The sequence below is a fragment of the Pseudomonas sp. CC11G genome (assembly GCF_056174845.1).
The window spans coordinates 155,469-173,345 of record NZ_JBWBZC010000003.1 but is presented as its reverse complement, the minus strand read 5'-3'; the positions used below and the strand labels follow the sequence as shown (position 1 = coordinate 173,345).

Below are 17,877 nucleotides of genomic sequence, written 5' to 3'. Positions count from 1 at the left end.
AAAAAAGGCGCCCCGCGGGGCGCCTTTTTTGTGGGTAACCGGTGGGCTTATTCGTCGCCCGCCGCGAAGTCGTAGTCCATCGACTGGCTCGGCCCCTGCAGGTAGTAACCCTGAATGTAGTTCACCCCGGCCTGCCACAAGGTGGCAAGTACGCTGGCGCTTTCCACGAAGGGCACGATGGTCAACTTGGCTTGCGCGTGCAGGCTGCTGAGCAGGGTTTTCAGCGCTTCCTGGGCGTCGGCGGTGCTGAGGTCCTGGGAGAACGACCCATCGACCTTTACGAAGTCGACGCTCAGGTGTTTGAGCGTGTTGAACGGGTTCAGCGCACAGCCGAACTGGCTCAGGGCCACTTTGCAGTGCAACTCCGCCAGGCCCTGGGTCAGCGCTTTGGCCTGTTTCAGGTAAGTGGTGGCATCCGGCTCGCTGAGCTGGAAGGCCAGCGCATCGGAAGGCAGGCGCGCGGCTTTGAGGGCCACGCTCAACCACGGCAGCAGCGTCTGGTCTTGCACACTGGCTTGCGACAGGTGCACGAACAAAACGGTGTTGTGGCCTTTGGAGCGGTGGTCGGCGAGCAGTTTGATCGAGTTTAGGATTACCCAGCGATCGATCTTCTCGGCCATCCCGGCTTCGCGCGCGGCTTCGAGGAACTCACCCGGCGGCACTTCCACACCTTGCGGGCTCAGCAGGCGTAGCAGCACTTCGTAGTGCTCGCTGCTGTCGCCGCGCAGGCTGATGATCGGCTGGAACAGCAGGCGGAAGCTGTTGTTCTCCAAGGCCTGCTGAACCATGGCGACGATGCTGCCGCGGTTGGCGGCGGCGGCCAGTTCTTGTGCCGGGTTGTACAGCTTGATGCCATTGCCATCGCCCAGTTCGTCTGCGCAACGGTGCGCGCGGTCGACCACTTCCTGAGCGTTGGGAGTTTTTTCATTGAGCCCGGCCACGCCAATGGACAGGCTGGTCTGCACGGTGCGGCCGCTGACGTCGAACATATGGCCTTCGACTTTCTTCAACAGAGCCTTGAGCTCGCCCTCGGCTTGCTCCGGCGTTTTGCCCGGTTGCAGCGCGGCGAATACGTCGTCACCAAAACGTGCCAGCTGCGCGTCGTCACCGAAGTGCTGACGCAGCAGGTTGGCCAGGTCGGTAAGCAGCAGGTCGATGCCCGCCAGACCGGTTTCGGCCAGCAAGTTACTGTAGCGGTCGAGGCGGATATAGCTAAGGGTGGCGGGCTGCCCGGCGTTTACCGCGCGGTCGGCGGCGCCGTCCATCAATTCCAGGAAGTGGCTGCGGTTGAACAGGCCGGTGACCAAGTCCTGGCTGCTGATTTCCCGCAGCTTTTCTTCCAGCTCGGCGTTGCCGGTTTCCGCGCGAATCACCACCTGAATGCAGGGTTCGCTGTCGTAGGTGGCGGGCGAGAAACTCATGCGCGCCGGGAACGTCTGACCGTTGGCCTTGATGCCGCTGCAGGTCAGCTCGGCGCTGCCTTCGGCACTCTGGTAGTTCTTCAGGAAGTCTTTGAAGTTGGCGTGATCGCACCCGGCGATCAGGTCAATCATCGGCATGCCTTCGAGCTCGTCGCCGTCTTCGTAATCAAACAGCTTGAGGTACGCGCGGTTGGCATAGATATGCATGCCGTCGTGCACGTAGGTGATGGCATCGACCGAGCTGTCGAGCAGCAACTGACAGCGCTTTTCCGCTTCACGCAGGGCAATTTCGGCAGTACGCCGGCCGCGGCGTTCTTCGAGGTTGGCCAGCTCGCGGTTGGCGACCAGAATCAGGCGCTCGTCTTCGCCTTGCGGCAAGGCGTCCTGGGCACCGAGCGCAAGGGCTTCGGTGATGGCGTCGGGGTCGTTGTCGGCGGTCAGCTGAATCAGCGGAATATCTTTGGCCTGGCGGCGAATCGCATTGATCGCTTCGCTGGGGTCGAGGTTTTCACTGCTCGGCGCGGCAATCAGCAAATCCCAGCTTTGCTGCAGGGCATTGGCCAGGTCGTCGCTGGAGGTCAGCCGATGTACGCGCGTGGCGCGGCCGGCGTTGCGGAACAGGCTGACGAGACGCTCGGCCTCGTTCTGCGAGTCCTCGAGAATCAGCAGCCGGATGGTTTTTTTCTCAATGGCCATGGCGTGTGCTTAGACTGCGCCGAACGGGCGCGAAAAGGCGACAAAAGGGGGTATGCGGGGCAACTTACAGTGACTTCCAGAGTGAGTCAAAGTCTTCCTCGCCGCTCGCGCTCTGGGCTTTCTGGGGTGTGACCGGTTTCCCTTGTTCGGTGGCTGCCTGCTCTACAACGCGGTACTCGAACTGGTTGAAACTGCCGGTGCTGGTTTGCTTGCGACTGAGTACGGCGCGACGTTCTTCGCCGTTCAGATTGATCTGTACTTTGTTGCCTTCCTGGAAAGGCAGGCGCGCGGTAATCAACGTGGCCGGACGGGAAATGGCACTGATTTCCGGCAGCAGCAGGGCGCGTAGGTATTGGCTGCCCTGCTCGGCCTTGCGCAGCAGTTGCAGGCCGCACGGTTGGGCGTGCGGGGCAATCAGTTCGATGCCCATTTGCGTGCCGCCACCGCGTACCTGGCGAATCCAGCGCACCAGGGCCACGCTCCAGCTTTGCTCGGGAGAATCTTGCACGCCGAGCAATTCGCCGGCTTGCAGGGTGCTTGGCACTTCCTTCGGCCAGCTCAGGCAATAACCGCCTGGGCTGTGGTTGACGATGGCGAGCTCGAAGGTGGGGTAGCTGCTTTCCGCCGCGCCAGCGTTGGCATCGGCGTCGCCGACCGGGCGCTGGTATTGAATTTCTTCGTGCGGCAGGTTGCCGTTCCAGTCCATCGTGGCCTGGGCGTCGAAGGCGTTACGCCAGACGTCTTTGGCATCGGCGTTCATCGCTTTGAAGGTGGCGGTCTGGCGTTCTTCAGGGCGCTTGAGCACCTCGTTGAACGGTTTGCCGCCCGCGAGGAAGAAGTGCAGGGCGCTCATGCCCAGGCACAGCGTCAGGCTGCCGTGGCCGGCGTTGCGCTGAAAGGTGCGCTCGGCGATGTCGCCCCAGGCGGAGCTCAAGTGCTGCAGCAGGTCGAGGCTCATGCCTTCGGGAATCAGCAGGCGCGAGGTGCTGCGGTTTTCCGGGTCGAGCATCAAGTGTTCTTTGATGGCATCTACCAGCGGCTGCGGGTCGATACCCAGCAAGCTGCTCAGCTCGTTGTCCTGAAACAGCGATTTGTAGCGCGGCGGGCCATCGACTTGCGACGGAATGGCGAACAGGCTGCCGGGCTCGTCGGCCGCTTGCAGGTGCACCAGCGAGCTCCACGCGGCCAGCACTTCGGACAACCGGGCGATGCCGCTCTGGCGCATCTGGTTGGTACGCGCGCATCCGAGCAGCAAGGCGATCAGATAAGTTTGCTCAACGCTCAGGCCCTTGGTGTGCAGGGCCATGTCGTCGCGTACGACGATGGTTTGCAGCGCGCTGTTCTGAGCGATTTGATAAAGCTTGTGCAGTTCGAGCCACAGGCCTTCGGGCACCGGGCAATACAACTGGCTCGCACGAATCAGTGGCCCGCACAGGCAATGGCAGGCACGTTGAATGGCGATGGTGAGCAGCTGCATCTGGCTGCGCTCACGGCTGTTGCGTGGCGCTTCCTGGGAGACGATCAGTTTGTAACCGGCGGCCAGATGGTTTTCCAGCGCCTGGCACAGGTTGGCCACTTTGCGCGGACGCTCATCGAGCACGATGGCTTGATTGAGGAAGTGCCGCTCGAGGTGCTTGCTGACGAAATAGACTTCCGCACGCAGCAGTTCAAGCAGCTGCAAACGGTTTTCGGCAGGGGTAATCAGTTGGTTGAGCTCGACCAGGCATTGGTAGAGCTGACGGGCTGTTTCGCCCAGATTGGCCTTCGGCAGACCGGCGATCCACCGTTTCAGGTCGCGAGGGCTGGAGTCACAGAACGAAAGTTTCTGCTGGTTTGGCGTGGGTACACGTAGCAGCAGGTGGGGATTCTGTTTATCCATGTAACTCGTAATCCATCTGGCTGGACACTCCTGCGCTCGGGGGCGTGGCGAGTCGATCTGAATGTCGGGTTTTCCGAACTCTAGCAGCATCTTGCCATACCCGCAGCCAATCGAGGGTATGGCAAAGATGGCAATTTGCCTTTGTCGGCTGAGGTTTCTCCTCCTTGAGACCCTGGCGCCGACACAGACGTTCAACAGCGCTGCAAATCACCCCGCCACAGCGCAGCGTTTAGCGAACGCCGTTCAGCGTGCGTCGGCCAGTCGCTCACCCATGCGTGTGGCGCTGCCGGCCACCATATGTTCAGCCCACTTCACCTGGTTCGGGCCAAACAGCACGATGGCGGTGGAGCCCAATTTGAAGCGGCCCAGCTCGGCGCCTTTGGCCAGCTCGATCGGGCCACGGGCGGCGGCGTCGTAGCGGGTGGTTTTCAGCAAGCGCGCAGGCGGCGCGACCTGGCCGGCCCATACGGTTTCGATGGCGGCGACGATCATGGCGCCCACCAACACCACGGCCATCGGGCCGCGCTCGGTGTCGAACAGGCACACCAGGCGCTCGTTGCGCGCGAACAATTCCGGCACGTTTTCAGCGGTGGTCTGGTTGACCGAGAACAGACGGCCCGGCACGTACACCATCTCTTTCAAGGTGCCGGCCAGCGGCATGTGCACGCGGTGGTAGTCCTTGGGCGACAGGTAGATGGTGGCGAACTCACCGCCCATAAACGGCGCTGCACGCTCGCTGTCGCCACCCAGCAATTCCACGGCGCTGAAGCTGTGGCCTTTGGCCTGGAACAGGCGGCCGTGCTCGATGGCGCCCAGTTGGCTGACGGCACCGTCGGCCGGGCACAGAATGGCGCCGGGGGTTTCGTCCAGCGGGCGGGCGCCGTCTTTCAGGGCGCGGGTAAAGAAGGCGTTGAAGTTTTCATAAGCGGTCGGGTCTTCGACCTGTGCTTCGCTCATGTCCACCTGGTATTGCTTAACGAACCACGTGATCAGCGGATTTTTCAGCCAGCTTGCGCGGCATTCGGCGACGCAGCCAATCAGGCGCGACAGCAGGTGATGAGGCAGCAGGTATTGGCTGAGGATAAACAGACGATCTTTCATGGGTGTCCTTGAATGGTAAATAAGTGGCCGTTGTCGATAGCTCAGGCTTCGATTGGCGTGTCCGGCAGGTTGCCCCACTCGCCCCACGAGCCGGCGTACGCCTTGACCCGGGGATAGCCCAGCGCCTTGGCCACCAGGTAGGTGAAGCCGGAGCGGTGATGGGTTTGGCAGTGGGTGATGATTTCTTTGTCTTTGCTGATGCCAAGACTTTCCAGAATGGCGGGCATGTCCTGGCGAATGCGCAGGGCGCGGGCCTGGTCCATGCCGGCGGTCCATTCGAAATTCACCGCGCCGGGGATATGCCCGCCACGGGCCGCCACCATTTTCTGGCCGCTGTATTCGAGCGGGCCACGGGCATCCCAGATGGCCAGGTCGCTGCTGCCCAGGCGGCTTTGCAGGTACTCGCGGGTGGCGGTCGGGGCCTCGTTGATGTGCAGGGTGACCGGTGCTTGCGTGCTGGCGGCCGGAACGTTGGTGCTCAGCTCACGATGCTCGGCCTGCCAGGCCAGCAAGCCGCCATCCACGTAGTGGTATTGGCTATGGCCGATCACATCCAGCAGCCAGATAAAACGCCCGGCCCAGCCGCCGCCTTCGTCGTCATACACCACGTACACGGCGTTAGGGTTGTGGCCCAGTTCAGCGAACAGGGTTTGCAGGTTATCCAGCGTGGGCAGCAAGCCCGGCGCGGGCGGTTGGCCCAGTTGGGTGCGCTTGGGGTCGACAAAGCGCGCGCCCGGAATATGGCCTTCGGCGTAACGGGCAGCGCTGGTGAGGTCGACCAGAATCAGCTCCGGCGCATTCAGGCGCGAGGCGAGGTCGGCGGGTTCGATGACCAGGGGCAAACCAGAGAAGGCAGACATGCATGGCCTCCAGGCCAAATGATAAGGGGCCAGATTGTAGCGGAAAGGTTAGCGCCCGCGTTTGGCAAAGCTGGCCAGCGCGCGCTCGATGCATTGCGAAATCTTGCCGAATGCCTGCACGCAAGGGTCGCTGAGCGGCGCACCTTGCTGGTCGACCACCAGCACCATCACCACCTTGCCGTTGTTGGCCAGCGAGCGGATGAGCATATGTTCGCCGGGGAACAGGGCTTTCAACGTGCCGGGCATCAGCGCCGAAAACTGGGCGATGTTCTCCGGGCTCAGGCGCAATTGCCCTGGCTGGGCCAACAGGCGTTTGAGCACCTGGCTGTTGGACGGGTCGAGGGTCAGCGCCTGGGCTTCCTTGGGCATGCCCACGGTTTGCTGGGTGACCAGGCGGGTCTGGGTTTTATCGGCGAGCAACACCAGGGCGCGGCTCATGCCGCAGGCGTCCAGTGCGTCGCGGATGCAGGTGGTCAGTTGCAGCAGGTTGGCGAAGGCGCTCGGCTCGCGCAGCAGTTCGCGGCAATGTTGTTGCCAGGCCGGCGAGGTGTCTTTGGCCACCGGCGGTGGCGGCGCAATGGCCTGCAGATGGCGCGCGTCCCACGGCCATAGCAGCGCATGGGCCGGGTGCCAGAGGTCGGTGCCCGCGTATTGGCGAGCGCTGATCACGGCCTGCTGGTGGGTCAGTTGCTGCAGTTCGGCCAATGGCACTTGCAGGTACAAGGCGGTAATGCGCTGCCAGCGCAGGCTGTGCGGGCTTTGCCACGCCTGGTGCGAGCTCAGGGCCAGGGCGTTGGCAAGCATGATGGTGTTGCCGGGATGGGTCAGCCAGCGCGACAGCACCGGGTCGGCATCCAGCAATTGTTGCTGGTGCAGCGGCTCTTCATTGTTGCGCGCGATATGCAGCGCCTTGGCCAGCAAGCGGCGCTCGGTCGCCAGCAGGCGGTAAGTCTGGATGATCCATTCCGGCAACCGCCAGTGTTCGGCGATGGCCAGACACAAAGCCGGCAGGGAGACGCCGAACAGGTCGCGTTCGACTTTTTGTGTGGGTTCGCCGTGAACCAGTACCCGCTGCTCCCACTTATCAATGAGGTCGGGGTGGGCAGCAGCCAATGGCCACAGCGGCGACAAAAACAGCACGCTGCTCCAGTGGATTTCCTGCCACAGCCGCGCCATGCGGTTGGCAAACAACCCGCTGGCCTGTTGCGAGGCATGCAGGCTGATGAGCTGGATTTGGCGCAGGGCTTTGGGGATGTTCTCTTCGGCGACTACAGGAAGCCTGCCGAGCAGGTCTTCGGTGCGCTTGAGGCCAAGCCGCGAGATCGCAACCTCAAGGCTTTCCGCGGGCTCGCTAAGGCTGTTGTTGCTGCCGTTGGCTTCGCGCATGACCAACAATGCCAAGGAGGGACTTGCTTCAATTCGTTCAGCCACTTCACGCAGCGAGGTGCTGCTGCTGACGAGGGAGCGCCGCACTCGCTCGTGGGTCGTCGCCAGGATGGGCAGACGCACTTTATCGAGGTGTTTGACCCAGGTTTTAAGGCTGGAGGGTAGCGGTGGCAAGGTTGGCATGTGTTTGTAGCCCATTGGCTTTTAACCTTAACTGGCTATAGTCTGGCGTATAAGTTCCGATAATTAGAAGGGCTGATTTTTATAACCCTTCCCTTGGCTGCGTCTTCCTGGCTTTTAAGTAACCTTCTATGGCAAAAATCATTGGCATCATTGTTGTGTTCGCCTCGGTGTTGGGCGGGTACATTTTGTCCCACGGCAAGATCGCGGCACTGATTCAGCCTTTCGAGGTGATGATCATCGGCGGCGCTGCACTGGGCGCATTCCTTCAGGCCAACCCCGGCAGCACCTTTATGTCGGTGTTCAAAAAAGCCCTGAAGATGTTCGGCAACCGTTTTACCCACGCCTTCTATCTAGAAGTGTTGAGCATGCTCTACGAGATCCTCAACAAGAGCCGCCGCGAGGGCATGATGGCCATCGAGGCCGACGTGGAAGACCCCGCCGCCAGCGCCATCTTCAGCAAATACCCGGGCCTGCTCAAAGACGCCGGCATGACTGCGTTCGTGTGCGACTACTTGCGCATCATGTCCTCCGGCAACATGGCGCCGCACGAACTCGAAGGCCTGTTCGACATGGAGCTGGGCAGCCTCAAGGAAGAACTCGAACACAACTCCCACGCGGTAACCCGCATCGCTGACGGTCTGCCGGGCTTCGGTATCGTGGCCGCGGTACTGGGTATCGTGGTCACCATGGCCCTGCTCGGCCAGGTTGAACAGTCGGCCCTCGGCCAGCACGTAGGTGCGGCGCTGGTAGGTACTTTCCTCGGTATTCTCGCGGCGTATGGTTTCTTCGGTCCGCTGGCCACCTGCCTTGAGCACGATGCCAAGGAAGAGCTGAACGTCTACGAAGCCATCAAGGCTTCCCTGGTGGCTTCGGCATCCGGCATGCCGCCTTCTCTGGCGGTGGAATTTGGCCGCAAAGTGTTGTTCCCCGCGCACCGGCCAAGTTTCAGCGAGCTGGAACAAGCGATTCGCGGCCGCTGATAGATGGATAACAACCAACCCATCATCGTCAAACGGGTCAAGAAGTTTGCCGCTGGCCACCACGGTGGCGCCTGGAAAATCGCTTTCGCCGACTTCGCCGTAGCAATGATGGCGTTCTTCCTGGTGCTGTGGCTGATGTCCTCCGCCACGCCCGAGCAGAAGAAAGCCATCTCCGGTTACTTCCAGGACCCGGTCGGTTTCAGCGAAAGCGCCAGCCCCTATGTCATCGACCTCGGCGGTACGCCCACGCCGGCGCCAGACAAAACCCTGAACCCGGAAGTAAAAGACGCCAAGGCCGCTACCGACACCACTTCCGACACCGACAGTGATATCGCGCCAAGCGAAACCCAGGCCGAAAACATCGCGGAAAAGCTCGAGAAAGAGCGCCTGGAATTGCTTCTCCAAGAGCTGCAGAACAAGGTGAACGAGAACCCGCAGCTGCAGCGCTTCAAGGACCAGATCCTGTTCGAAATTACCCAGGACGGTTTGCGCATCCAGATCATGGACGCCGCCAACCGGCCGATGTTCGACAGCGGCAGCGCGCGCTTGCAGCCGTATTTTGAAGACATCCTGATCGCCATGTCCGACACCATCAAAGCGGTGCCGAACAAAATCAGCATCAGCGGCCATACCGATGCCAAACCCTTCGTGGGGCGTGGTGATTACGGTAACTGGGAGCTGTCGGCCGAGCGCGCCAACGCCGCGCGCCGTACCTTGGTAGCGGGCAGCTACCCGGACGATCAGATCGCCCGTGTGGTGGGATATGCCTCATCGGCATTGTTTGACCGTGACGACCCGATGAATCCGGTCAACCGACGTATCGACATTATCGTGCTGACCAAAAAGGCCCAGCGTGACATCGAAGGCGGTCAGGGCGCGGGAGAGGGCGGCGATGAAGCGCCGGCAGCCGATGGCGCGCCGGCCGCGCCCGGAGCGGCGCCAGCCAAAGCGGTGCCCGGTGCGCCAGCCGGTGCGCAGACCACGCCAGAGCAGCTCAAGGAAAAGCTCAACGTGTTTGATAACGGCGCGCTGAAGCTGGATCAGGCACGAGAGAAGTAAACCGTCACACAATCAAAAAGGCCGCGTATCGACGCGGCCTTTTTGTTTTCAGTAATCCTGCTCGGGCAGGGTGGAAATGATGTGCCGGTAGCTGGCCATCCGTTGCGGCTGAATCCGCCCCTCTTCCAACGCCTTGAGCAGTGCACAGCCCGGTTCGCGGTCGTGCTTGCAGTCGCGGAAACGGCAGCGGCCCAGCAAGTCGTGAAACTCGATAAAGCCGGCTTCCACGTCGTCGCGACTGACGTGCACCAGGCCGAATTCACGGATGCCGGGGGAGTCGATCAGCTCGCCGCCATTGGGAAAGTGGAACAGGCGTGCGGTGGTCGTCGTGTGGGTGCCCTTGCCGGTCAGCTCGGACAGCGGCCCGACGCGGGTATCCACTTCCGGCAGCAGGCTGTTCACCAGCGAGGATTTGCCGACGCCGGACTGGCCGACAAACACGCTCACATGCCCATCCAGCTCGGCCTGCAGCAACTGCATGCCATTGCCGTGGTGGGCCGACACTTCCAGCAGCGGATAGCCAAGTTGGCGATACACGCCCAGCAAAGCGTTCAGCGCGACGGCGTTCTTGTCGTCGATCAGGTCGGCTTTGTTGAGCAACAACAGCGGGCGGATGCCGGCGTGTTCGGCGGCCACCAGGTAGCGGTCGATCAGGTTGGCGTGGGGTTCGGGCAGTGGCGCGAAGACGATGACAATCAGGTCGACGTTGGACGCTACGGGCTTGAGCTGGCCGCGGCTATCGGGCCGGCATAGCTCGGTTTTACGCGGCAGTTGCGCAACGATTATGCCGATGCCCTGGTTGCCGGCTCGCCATACCACTTGGTCGCCGGTGACCAGCGCGGGCAGGTTGGCGCGCAGGTGGCAGCGAAATACCTGGCCGGCCAGTTCGCCCTCTTGCGCTTCCACTTCCACTTGCACGCCGAAGTGGGCGATCACCAGGCCGAATTGCTCGGGGCCCAGGTCGCCGCCTTCCAGTGCGTCGAGCGACTGCGACTCGCGCTTTGCGGCGCGCGCGGCGCGCTCGCCTTGAATCTTGTCGATACGCCAGTTTTGGCGACGGTTGAGCTGGCGTTTGGCCATGGGGCTTCCGGTTAAATGCATAGCCTGCGTTAGCGCAGGTGGCCGGCGAGTTTAGCACGCCGCTCAAGTTCGCCGCCGAGCGCCGTGGCTGAGCTAAACTGCTCAGCTACGTTCGAGGAGCCCCATCATGCAAAACCCGCAGAATTTGATTTGGATCGATCTGGAAATGACCGGCCTGGAGCCGGAAACCGACGTGATCATCGAAATGGCCACCATCGTCACCGACAGCCAACTCAATGTGCTGGCCGAAGGCCCGGTGATTGCGGTGCACCAGAGTGATGAAGTGCTGGCGGCGATGGACGAGTGGTGCACCCGCACCCACGGCGAGAGCGGCCTGACCCAGCGCGTGCGCGACAGCAAGATCAGCGCTCAGGAAGCCGAAGCGCAGACCATCGCCTTCCTCGAACAGTGGGTGCCTAAAGGCAAGTCGCCGATCTGCGGCAACAGCATTGGCCAGGACCGTCGCTTCCTGTACCGCTACATGCCGAACCTGGAAGCCTACTTCCACTACCGCTACCTCGACGTCTCGACCCTGAAAGAGCTGGTGACCCGTTGGGCGCCGCAGATTCGCGATGGTTTCAGCAAGAAGGGCAGCCACCTGGCGCTGGACGATATCTACGACTCGATCGCCGAGCTGAAGTACTACCGCGAGCATTTCATCAAGAAGTTTTGAGTACGTAATTCATCACACACCGTCGTCCCCGCGAAGGCGGGGACCCAGAATTTTGTGACGAGCAACGTTACCTGGCCCAATCTGGATCCCCGCCTTCGCGGGGATGACGGTGGTGGCGGATCGTTTGTGGTTAACGCCCGTGCTGCGCCAACGCCCACTGCACGTGCTCACGCACCATCTCTGACGCATCGTCACGCCGGGTCTCCAACGCTTCCAACACTGGAATGCTGGACGGCGCATTCCCCAACCCCACCGCCAAATTGCGCAACCACCGCTCGTAACCGGCTCGACGCAACGGTGAGCCTTCGGTGCGGCTGAGAAACTCGTCTTCGGTCCAGCGGAACAGCTCGGCCAACTGAGCGTTGTCCAGGCTATGGCGCGGCTGGAAATCGCTCTGCTCGGTCGGCCGGGCAAAGCGATTCCACGGACAAGTGATCTGACAATCGTCGCAACCGAATACCCGGTTGCCGATCAGGGGCCGCAGCTCGGCGGGGATTGGCCCCTTCAATTCGATGGTCAGGTAGGAAATGCAGCGTCGCGCATCCAGCACATACGGGCCGACAAAGGCGTTGGTCGGGCAGATATCCAGGCACGCCGTGCAGCGGCCGCAGTGCTCGGTGGTGGTCGGTTCATCGACCGGCAGCGGCAAGTCGACGAACAGCTCGCCGAGAAAGAAATAGCTGCCGGCTTTGCGGTTCAGCACCAAGGTGTTCTTGCCGATCCAGCCCAGGCCGGCCTGTTCGGCAATGGCCTTTTCCAGCACCGGGGCGCTGTCGACAAAGGCGCGATAGCCAAACGGGCCGATGGCCTGCTGGATGCGCTCGGCCAGTTGTTGCAGGCGCTTGCGGATCAGCTTGTGGTAATCGCGGCCCAGGGCGTAGCGCGACACATAAGCGGTTTCCCGCTCGCCGAGGCGCTGGGCCATCAGCGTGTCGCCGGGCAGGTAGTCCATACGCAGCGACACCACGCGCAAGGTGCCGGGCACCAGTTGGTCCGGGTGCGAGCGCTTGCTGCCGTGGGCGCCCATGTAGTCCATCTCGCCGTGGTAACCGGCTGCCAGCCAGCGCTCCAGGTGCGCCTCGTGCTCGCCCAACTCCAGGCCGGCGATGCCGACTTGCTGAAAGCCAAGCTCGCGGCCCCAGTCTTTGATCGACTGGGAAAGGGCAACGAGATCGAGGGACGGGGCGGACATGGCAACAGGCAACCGGGGCGGACGTGCGTATAATTCTGCCAGACATCCGAGCTGACTGACGCATGCCGCATTCCAACGAGCTACTTCCCACCGCCTTGCACAGTGCCGCCCAGGTACTTGATCTCGACGCCCGCCTGATTGCGGCGGGCACTCCCGGCTTTGAATTGATGGAGCGCGCAGCCCATGCGGCCTGGCGCGCGCTGCGCCGCCGCTGGCCGCAAGAGCAGGCCGTAACGGTATTGGCCGGGCACGGTAATAACGCAGGGGATGCCTATTTGCTGGCGGCTTTGGCACAGCGTGCCGGTTGGCAGGTTCAGCTATATGCCGTGGGAGACCCTGCGAAGCTGCAGGGCGATGCAGCCTCGGCCCACGCTGCCGCCGTGCAGGCCGGCGTAGCGACGTTGCCCTGGCAGATCGGTGCCGCCTTGAGCGGCGTGGTGGTGGATGGCTTGCTTGGCACCGGCCTGCAAGGCGAGGTGCGCGCTCCCTACGCTGACGTTATCGACCACATCAACGCCGCTGGCCTGCCGGTGCTGGCGCTGGATGTGCCGTCGGGTTTGTGCGCGGACACCGGCATGGCGCTGGGCACGGCCGTGCGCGCCGACCTTACGGTGACCTTTATCGGATTGAAGATTGGCCTGTTTACCGGCGAAGCACCGGCGTTGGTCGGCGAACTGGTGTTCGATGATTTGCATGCCGACGTTGAAGTGGTGGCGCAAACCGCCGTCGCGGCGCACCGTCTGGCCCGTTCGACCTTGCCTCGGTTGGCGCCACGCTCGCCGACGGCGCACAAAGGCCAGTTCGGTCAGGTGCTGGTGGTGGGCGGCGACCGTGGCTTTGGCGGCGCAGCCCTGCTGACGGCAGAAAGTGCATTGCGGTGCGGCGCTGGCATGGTGTCGCTGGCCACGCGTCCGGAACATGTGGCCGCCGCCCTGGTGCGTCGCCCGGAAATAATGAGTGCGGGCGTCAACTCGGCGAATCAGCTGCTGGCCCTGGTCAAGCGGGCCAAGGTGTTGGTGGTCGGCCCGGGCCTGGGGCAAGACGCCTGGGGGCGCAGTCTGTTTTCGGTCACCCGTAGTGCAGAACTCCCTCAGGTTTGGGATGCCGATGCGCTGAATTTGCTGGCAGCAGCGCCGGCCTTGCTCCCAGCCAATAGCGTGATTACCCCGCATCCCGGCGAAGCGGCGCGGCTGCTGGGAATTTCCACGGCGCAGGTACAGGGCGACCGTCCTGCCGCCGCCCATGCCTTGGCGCAGAAATATGCCGTAGTGGCCGTGCTGAAAGGGGCCGGCAGCCTGATTGCGGCGCCAGACGGCCGTCTTAACCTGTGCGATCACGGCCATCCAGCGATGGCGGGCGCCGGTCTGGGAGATGTGTTGGCAGGCGTGATCGGCGCGTTACTGGCCCAAGGGATGTCAGCTTTCGATGCTGCCAGCCTGGGCGTCTGGTTGCATGCCTGCGCCGGGGAGCAGTTGGGCGAGCAGGGCCGCGGTTTGGCGGCGAGTGATTTGATTGGAGTGATTCGTGGGTTATTGCAGGAACAGTCGCCATGTCTGAGTTGAATGTGGATATCTATAAAGCGGACGAAGCGGCGATGCTGGAACTCGGCGCCCGCATTGCCGAGGTGACCGGTGGTCGCGGCATCATCTACCTGCACGGCGACCTGGGCGCCGGCAAAACCACCTTGTCGCGCGGGATTATTCGCGGTCTTGGCCATAGCGGTGCGGTGAAAAGTCCAACGTTTACCCTGGTCGAGCCCTACGAGCTGGGCGAGGTGCGCGCCTACCACTTCGACCTGTACCGCCTGGCAGACCCGGAAGAGCTGGAATTTCTGGGCATTCGCGATTATTTCGAAGGCGACGCCCTGTGCCTGATCGAATGGCCGCAGCGCGGTGCAGGCGTTTTGCCAAAGGCGGACATGGACATTACCATTAGCCCCCATAAGAGCGGGCGCCTGCTGCGATTTACGCCGCACAACGGATTGGGCGAGGCCTGGTGTGCCGCCTTAGCCAAATACGAGAAAGCATGAATAAGAGAGTGGGGTTGGGTATGCGCATGCGCGCGCTGGTTACCGGGGTTGCTGTGCTGCTTGCTGTATTGGCTGCCGACATTGTGGCTGCGGCCGATATCAAAAGCGTACGGCTGTGGCGCGCGCCGGATAACACCCGCCTGGTGTTTGACCTCTCGGGGCCGGTGACCCACAGCGTCTTTACCCTCACCTCACCAAACCGCATCGTTATCGACGTGAACGGCGCGACCCTGGCGACCAAGCTCGAGCAGCTGTCCATCGCCAATACCCCGATCACCAGCGTGCGCTCGGCGCAACGTTCGCCGACCGACCTGCGCATCGTGATCGATCTGTCCTCGCCGGTAACGCCGAAGAGCTTCAGCCTGGCGCCGAACCAGCAATATGGCGACCGTCTGGTGGTAGACCTGTTCGACCAGGGCGCCGACAGCTCGCCAAGCCTGCCTTCGACGACCACGGCTTCGGCGCCAGAAGTGCCGGTATCGCCGACCCAACCGTTGCCCAAGCTGACCCCGCCGGACCCGAGCGGCAAGCGCGATATCGTCGTCGCCATCGATGCCGGTCACGGCGGTGAAGATCCCGGTGCCCTCGGCCCGCGCGGCGCCCGCGAGAAAGACGTGGTGCTGGGCATCGCCAAAGAACTGCAACGCCAGGTAAACGCCACCAAGGGCTACCGCGCCGAGTTGGTGCGTACCGGCGACTACTTTATTCCGCTGCGCAAACGCACCGAGATCGCCCGCAAGAAGGGCGCCGACCTGTTCGTTTCCATTCACGCCGACGCCGCGCCTAGCTCTTCGGCATTCGGTGCTTCGGTGTTCGCCTTGTCTGACCGCGGCGCTACGTCGGAAACCGCGCGCTGGCTGGCCGACAGTGAAAACCGCTCCGACTTGATCGGCGGCGCTGGCAACGTGAGCCTCGACGACAAAGACCCGATGCTGGCCGGCGTGCTGCTCGATCTGTCGATGACCGCTTCGTTGTCGTCGAGCCTTAACGTTGGCCAGAAAGTGCTGAGTAACTTGGGCAGCGTGACCTCGCTGCACAAACGTCGCGTGGAACAGGCCGGGTTTATGGTGCTGAAGTCGCCGGATATCCCGTCGATTCTGGTGGAAACCGGGTTTATCTCGAACCCCAATGAATCGGTGAAGCTGGCGTCCGGCAGCCACCAGCAGTCGCTGGCGCGCTCGATTTCCAGCGGCATCCGCCAGTTCTTCCAGCAAAACCCGCCGCCAGGCACCTACATTGCGTGGATGCGTGATTCCGGCAAGATCGCTCCCGGCCCGCGTGACCACCTGGTGTCGCCCGGCGAAAGTCTGGCGATGATTGCTCAGCGTTATCAGGTGAGCCAGGCGTCGATTCGCTCCGCCAACAGCCTGAAAACCGACTCGTTGAAAGTCGGCCAGCACCTGCAGATTCCACCGACTGCTCTGGCCGCGCAGCCATGACTGCGCCGGTGTTGAGCCAGGCCCGTATCGAACTGCTAAGCCCGCGCCTGGCCAACCAGATTGCCGCGGGCGAGGTGGTAGAGCGCCCGGCTTCGGTGGCTAAAGAACTGCTGGAAAACAGTCTGGACTCAGGCGCGGCGCGCATTGATGTTGACGTCGAACTGGGCGGCACCAAGCTGCTGCGGGTGCGCGATGACGGCAGCGGTATTGCTGCCGACGACCTGCCGCTGGCCTTGGCGCGCCACGCCACCAGCAAGATTCGCGAGTTGGAAGACCTCGAAAGCGTGATGAGCATGGGCTTTCGTGGCGAGGCGCTGGCGTCCATCAGCTCCGTGGCCCGTTTGACCCTGACCTCACGCACCGCCGACGCCGACCAGGCCTGGCAAGTGGAAACCGAAGGCCGCGATATGGCGCCGCGCGTGCAGCCGGCGGCGCACCCGGTGGGTACGTCGGTGGAAGTGCGTGACCTGTTTTTCAACACCCCTGCACGACGTAAATTCCTCAAGGCCGAAAAGACCGAGTTCGATCACCTGCAAGAAGTGGTCAAGCGCCTGGCCTTGGCGCGTTTCGACGTGGCCTTCCACCTGCGCCATAACGGCAAGAGTGTGCTGGCGCTGCACGAGGCCAATGACGAAGCCGCGCGCGCCCGCCGTGTGGCTGCGGTCTGCGGTCCATCGTTTCTTGAACAGGCGCTGCCGATCGAGATCGAACGCAACGGCCTGCGGATGTGGGGCTGGGTTGGCTTGCCGACGTTCTCCCGCAGTCAGGCGGACTTGCAGTATTTCTTCGTCAACGGCCGAGCGGTGCGCGACAAGCTGGTGGCCCACGCGGTGCGTCAGGCTTATCGCGATGTGCTGTTCAATGGCCGGCATCCGACGTTTGTGTTGTTTCTGGAAATCGATCCTTCGGTGGTCGACGTCAACGTGCACCCAACCAAACACGAAGTGCGCTTTCGTGATGGGCGCATGGTGCATGACTTTCTTTACGGCACCTTGCACCGCGCACTGGGCGAAGTGCGTCCGGAAGATCAGCTGGCGGCCCCGGCGGCCGTGGCCGGTATGCTGCGCCCAACAGGGCAGGCGGCCGGTGAGTTTGGTCCGCAGAATGAAATGAGCCTGTCGGCCAACCTGCTTGAGCGTCCGGCTGAAAACGTCTGGCGTGCGCCGGGTAGCGGTTACCAGGGGGGCTATTCCGCACCTCGACCGAACCCGGGGCTACCGTTGGCTGAAACTCAGGGCGCTTACCGTGACTATTTCGCACCGCTGACTAACGGCGCTACGCCGGCCGCGCTGCCTGAACATCAAGGCGATATTCCGCCGCTGGGCTACGCCCTCGCGCAGCTTAAAGGCGTGTACATCCTGGCCGAGAACGCCGTTGGTATGGTGCTGGTGGATATGCATGCCGCCCACGAGCGCATCACGTATGAGCGCTTGAAGATTGCGATGGCCAGCGAAGGGTTGAGCGGTCAGCCCTTGCTGGTGCCGGAATCTATTGCGGTGAGTCAGCGCGAAGCTGATTGCGCTGAAGAACACGCGGGCTGGTTCCAGCGACTGGGCTTCGAGTTGCAGCGTCTGGGCCCCGAAACCCTGGCTATCCGGCAGATTCCCGCGTTGCTCAAGCAGGCCGAAGCCAATCGGCTGGTGCACGACGTGGTCGCCGACTTGATGGAGTACGGCACCAGTGACCGCATTCAGGCGCATCTCAATGAATTGCTTGGCACCATGGCCTGTCACGGCGCAGTGCGCGCCAATCGTCGTCTGACAATTCCGGAAATGAACGGTTTGCTGCGCGATATGGAAAGCACCGAGCGCAGCGGTCAATGCAACCACGGTCGGCCGACCTGGACGCAGCTGGGCATGGACGACCTCGACAAACTCTTTATGCGCGGCCGCTAAGGAC

Annotated in this window: 14 protein-coding genes; 7 read left to right on the top strand and 7 right to left on the bottom strand. The window is 62.6% G+C overall.

Features of this window, described 5'->3' with window-relative positions; genetic code table 11:
- Nucleotides 1-47: 47 nt before the first annotated feature.
- The 5 genes from AC0V2S_RS05495 to AC0V2S_RS05475 all read right to left on the bottom strand — a co-directional run bounded on the left by AC0V2S_RS05495 (nucleotide 48) and on the right by AC0V2S_RS05475 (nucleotide 7,526).
- Entirely contained in the window at nucleotides 48-2,117 is a 2,070-nt protein-coding gene (locus tag AC0V2S_RS05495; protein ID WP_475508846.1) for an EAL domain-containing protein, read from the bottom strand.
- 64 nt (nucleotides 2,118-2,181) lie between these two features.
- Nucleotides 2,182-3,996, bottom strand: a complete 1,815-nt coding sequence (locus tag AC0V2S_RS05490) for a molecular chaperone (protein WP_475508845.1) — start codon at nucleotides 3,994-3,996, stop codon at nucleotides 2,182-2,184.
- 243 nt (nucleotides 3,997-4,239) lie between these two features.
- Entirely contained in the window at nucleotides 4,240-5,097 is an 858-nt protein-coding gene (asd, locus tag AC0V2S_RS05485) for an archaetidylserine decarboxylase (RefSeq protein ID WP_475508844.1), read from the bottom strand.
- A gap of 41 nt (nucleotides 5,098-5,138) precedes the next feature.
- A complete protein-coding gene (locus AC0V2S_RS05480; protein WP_475508843.1) occupies nucleotides 5,139-5,957 on the bottom strand; it encodes a rhodanese-like domain-containing protein in 819 nt (272 codons plus the stop codon).
- 48 nt (nucleotides 5,958-6,005) lie between these two features.
- On the bottom strand, nucleotides 6,006-7,526 hold the full coding sequence (locus AC0V2S_RS05475) for an HDOD domain-containing protein (RefSeq protein WP_475508991.1): 1,521 nt from the start codon (nucleotides 7,524-7,526) through the stop codon (nucleotides 6,006-6,008).
- Between the two features lie 128 nt (nucleotides 7,527-7,654).
- On the opposite strand from AC0V2S_RS05475, the gene motA reads away from it, so the two are divergent.
- Entirely contained in the window at nucleotides 7,655-8,506 is an 852-nt protein-coding gene (motA, locus tag AC0V2S_RS05470; RefSeq protein WP_110615721.1) for a flagellar motor stator protein MotA, read from the top strand.
- Between the two features lie 3 nt (nucleotides 8,507-8,509).
- Nucleotides 8,510-9,565: a flagellar motor protein MotB gene (gene motB / locus AC0V2S_RS05465; RefSeq protein WP_475508842.1), complete on the top strand. Its 1,056-nt coding sequence runs from the start codon at nucleotides 8,510-8,512 to the stop codon at nucleotides 9,563-9,565.
- Nucleotides 9,566-9,613: 48 nt separating this feature from the next.
- On the opposite strand, the gene rsgA is transcribed toward motB, so the two are convergent.
- Nucleotides 9,614-10,645, bottom strand: coding sequence for a small ribosomal subunit biogenesis GTPase RsgA (gene rsgA / locus AC0V2S_RS05460; RefSeq protein WP_475508841.1), 1,032 nt, complete (start codon nucleotides 10,643-10,645; stop codon nucleotides 9,614-9,616).
- A gap of 127 nt (nucleotides 10,646-10,772) precedes the next feature.
- Here rsgA and orn point away from each other — a divergent pair, with 127 nt between their 5' ends.
- Nucleotides 10,773-11,318: an oligoribonuclease gene (gene orn, locus AC0V2S_RS05455; RefSeq protein ID WP_475508840.1), complete on the top strand. Its 546-nt coding sequence runs from the start codon at nucleotides 10,773-10,775 to the stop codon at nucleotides 11,316-11,318.
- A gap of 130 nt (nucleotides 11,319-11,448) precedes the next feature.
- Here orn and queG read toward each other — a convergent pair whose 3' ends face one another.
- Complete coding sequence (queG, locus tag AC0V2S_RS05450) at nucleotides 11,449-12,510, bottom strand: tRNA epoxyqueuosine(34) reductase QueG (RefSeq protein ID WP_475508839.1); 1,062 nt, start codon at nucleotides 12,508-12,510, stop codon at nucleotides 11,449-11,451.
- Between the two features lie 62 nt (nucleotides 12,511-12,572).
- Here queG and AC0V2S_RS05445 point away from each other — a divergent pair, with 62 nt between their 5' ends.
- From AC0V2S_RS05445 to mutL, 4 genes are read left to right on the top strand one after another with little or no spacing between them, the layout of a single operon-like run.
- Nucleotides 12,573-14,072 carry an NAD(P)H-hydrate dehydratase gene (locus AC0V2S_RS05445; RefSeq protein ID WP_475508838.1) on the top strand — a complete coding sequence of 500 codons (1,500 nt, stop codon included), beginning with the start codon at nucleotides 12,573-12,575 and terminating at the stop codon, nucleotides 14,070-14,072.
- Complete coding sequence (gene tsaE, locus AC0V2S_RS05440) at nucleotides 14,060-14,539, top strand: tRNA (adenosine(37)-N6)-threonylcarbamoyltransferase complex ATPase subunit type 1 TsaE (RefSeq protein ID WP_475508837.1); 480 nt, start codon at nucleotides 14,060-14,062, stop codon at nucleotides 14,537-14,539. The genes AC0V2S_RS05445 and tsaE overlap by 13 nt, the downstream gene beginning before the upstream one ends.
- An 8-nt stretch (nucleotides 14,540-14,547) precedes the next feature.
- Nucleotides 14,548-15,978 carry an N-acetylmuramoyl-L-alanine amidase gene (locus AC0V2S_RS05435; protein ID WP_475508990.1) on the top strand — a complete coding sequence of 477 codons (1,431 nt, stop codon included), beginning with the start codon at nucleotides 14,548-14,550 and terminating at the stop codon, nucleotides 15,976-15,978.
- 11 nt (nucleotides 15,979-15,989) lie between these two features.
- Nucleotides 15,990-17,873 (top strand): DNA mismatch repair endonuclease MutL, encoded by a 1,884-nt coding sequence (gene mutL / locus AC0V2S_RS05430; protein ID WP_475508989.1) that lies wholly within the window; start codon nucleotides 15,990-15,992, stop codon nucleotides 17,871-17,873.
- The last annotated feature ends 4 nt before the right edge of the window (nucleotides 17,874-17,877 follow it).

What these genes read in the sequence shown, in the direction of transcription:
- AC0V2S_RS05490 (WP_475508845.1), bottom strand. Translation starts at nt 3,996, where the DNA reads ATGGATAAACAGAATCCCCACCTGCTGCTACGTGTACCCACGCCAAAC.
- AC0V2S_RS05480 (WP_475508843.1), bottom strand. Translation starts at nt 5,957, where the DNA reads ATGTCTGCCTTCTCTGGTTTGCCCCTGGTCATCGAACCCGCCGACCTC.
- rsgA (WP_475508841.1), bottom strand. Translation starts at nt 10,645, where the DNA reads ATGGCCAAACGCCAGCTCAACCGTCGCCAAAACTGGCGTATCGACAAG.
- AC0V2S_RS05495 (WP_475508846.1), bottom strand. Translation starts at nt 2,117, where the DNA reads ATGGCCATTGAGAAAAAAACCATCCGGCTGCTGATTCTCGAGGACTCG.
- AC0V2S_RS05475 (WP_475508991.1), bottom strand. Translation starts at nt 7,526, where the DNA reads ATGCCAACCTTGCCACCGCTACCCTCCAGCCTTAAAACCTGGGTCAAA.
- queG (WP_475508839.1), bottom strand. Translation starts at nt 12,510, where the DNA reads ATGTCCGCCCCGTCCCTCGATCTCGTTGCCCTTTCCCAGTCGATCAAA.
- asd (WP_475508844.1), bottom strand. Translation starts at nt 5,097, where the DNA reads ATGAAAGATCGTCTGTTTATCCTCAGCCAATACCTGCTGCCTCATCAC.
- tsaE (WP_475508837.1), top strand. Translation starts at nt 14,060, where the DNA reads ATGTCTGAGTTGAATGTGGATATCTATAAAGCGGACGAAGCGGCGATG.
- motA (WP_110615721.1), top strand. Translation starts at nt 7,655, where the DNA reads ATGGCAAAAATCATTGGCATCATTGTTGTGTTCGCCTCGGTGTTGGGC.
- orn (WP_475508840.1), top strand. Translation starts at nt 10,773, where the DNA reads ATGCAAAACCCGCAGAATTTGATTTGGATCGATCTGGAAATGACCGGC.
- AC0V2S_RS05445 (WP_475508838.1), top strand. Translation starts at nt 12,573, where the DNA reads ATGCCGCATTCCAACGAGCTACTTCCCACCGCCTTGCACAGTGCCGCC.
- motB (WP_475508842.1), top strand. Translation starts at nt 8,510, where the DNA reads ATGGATAACAACCAACCCATCATCGTCAAACGGGTCAAGAAGTTTGCC.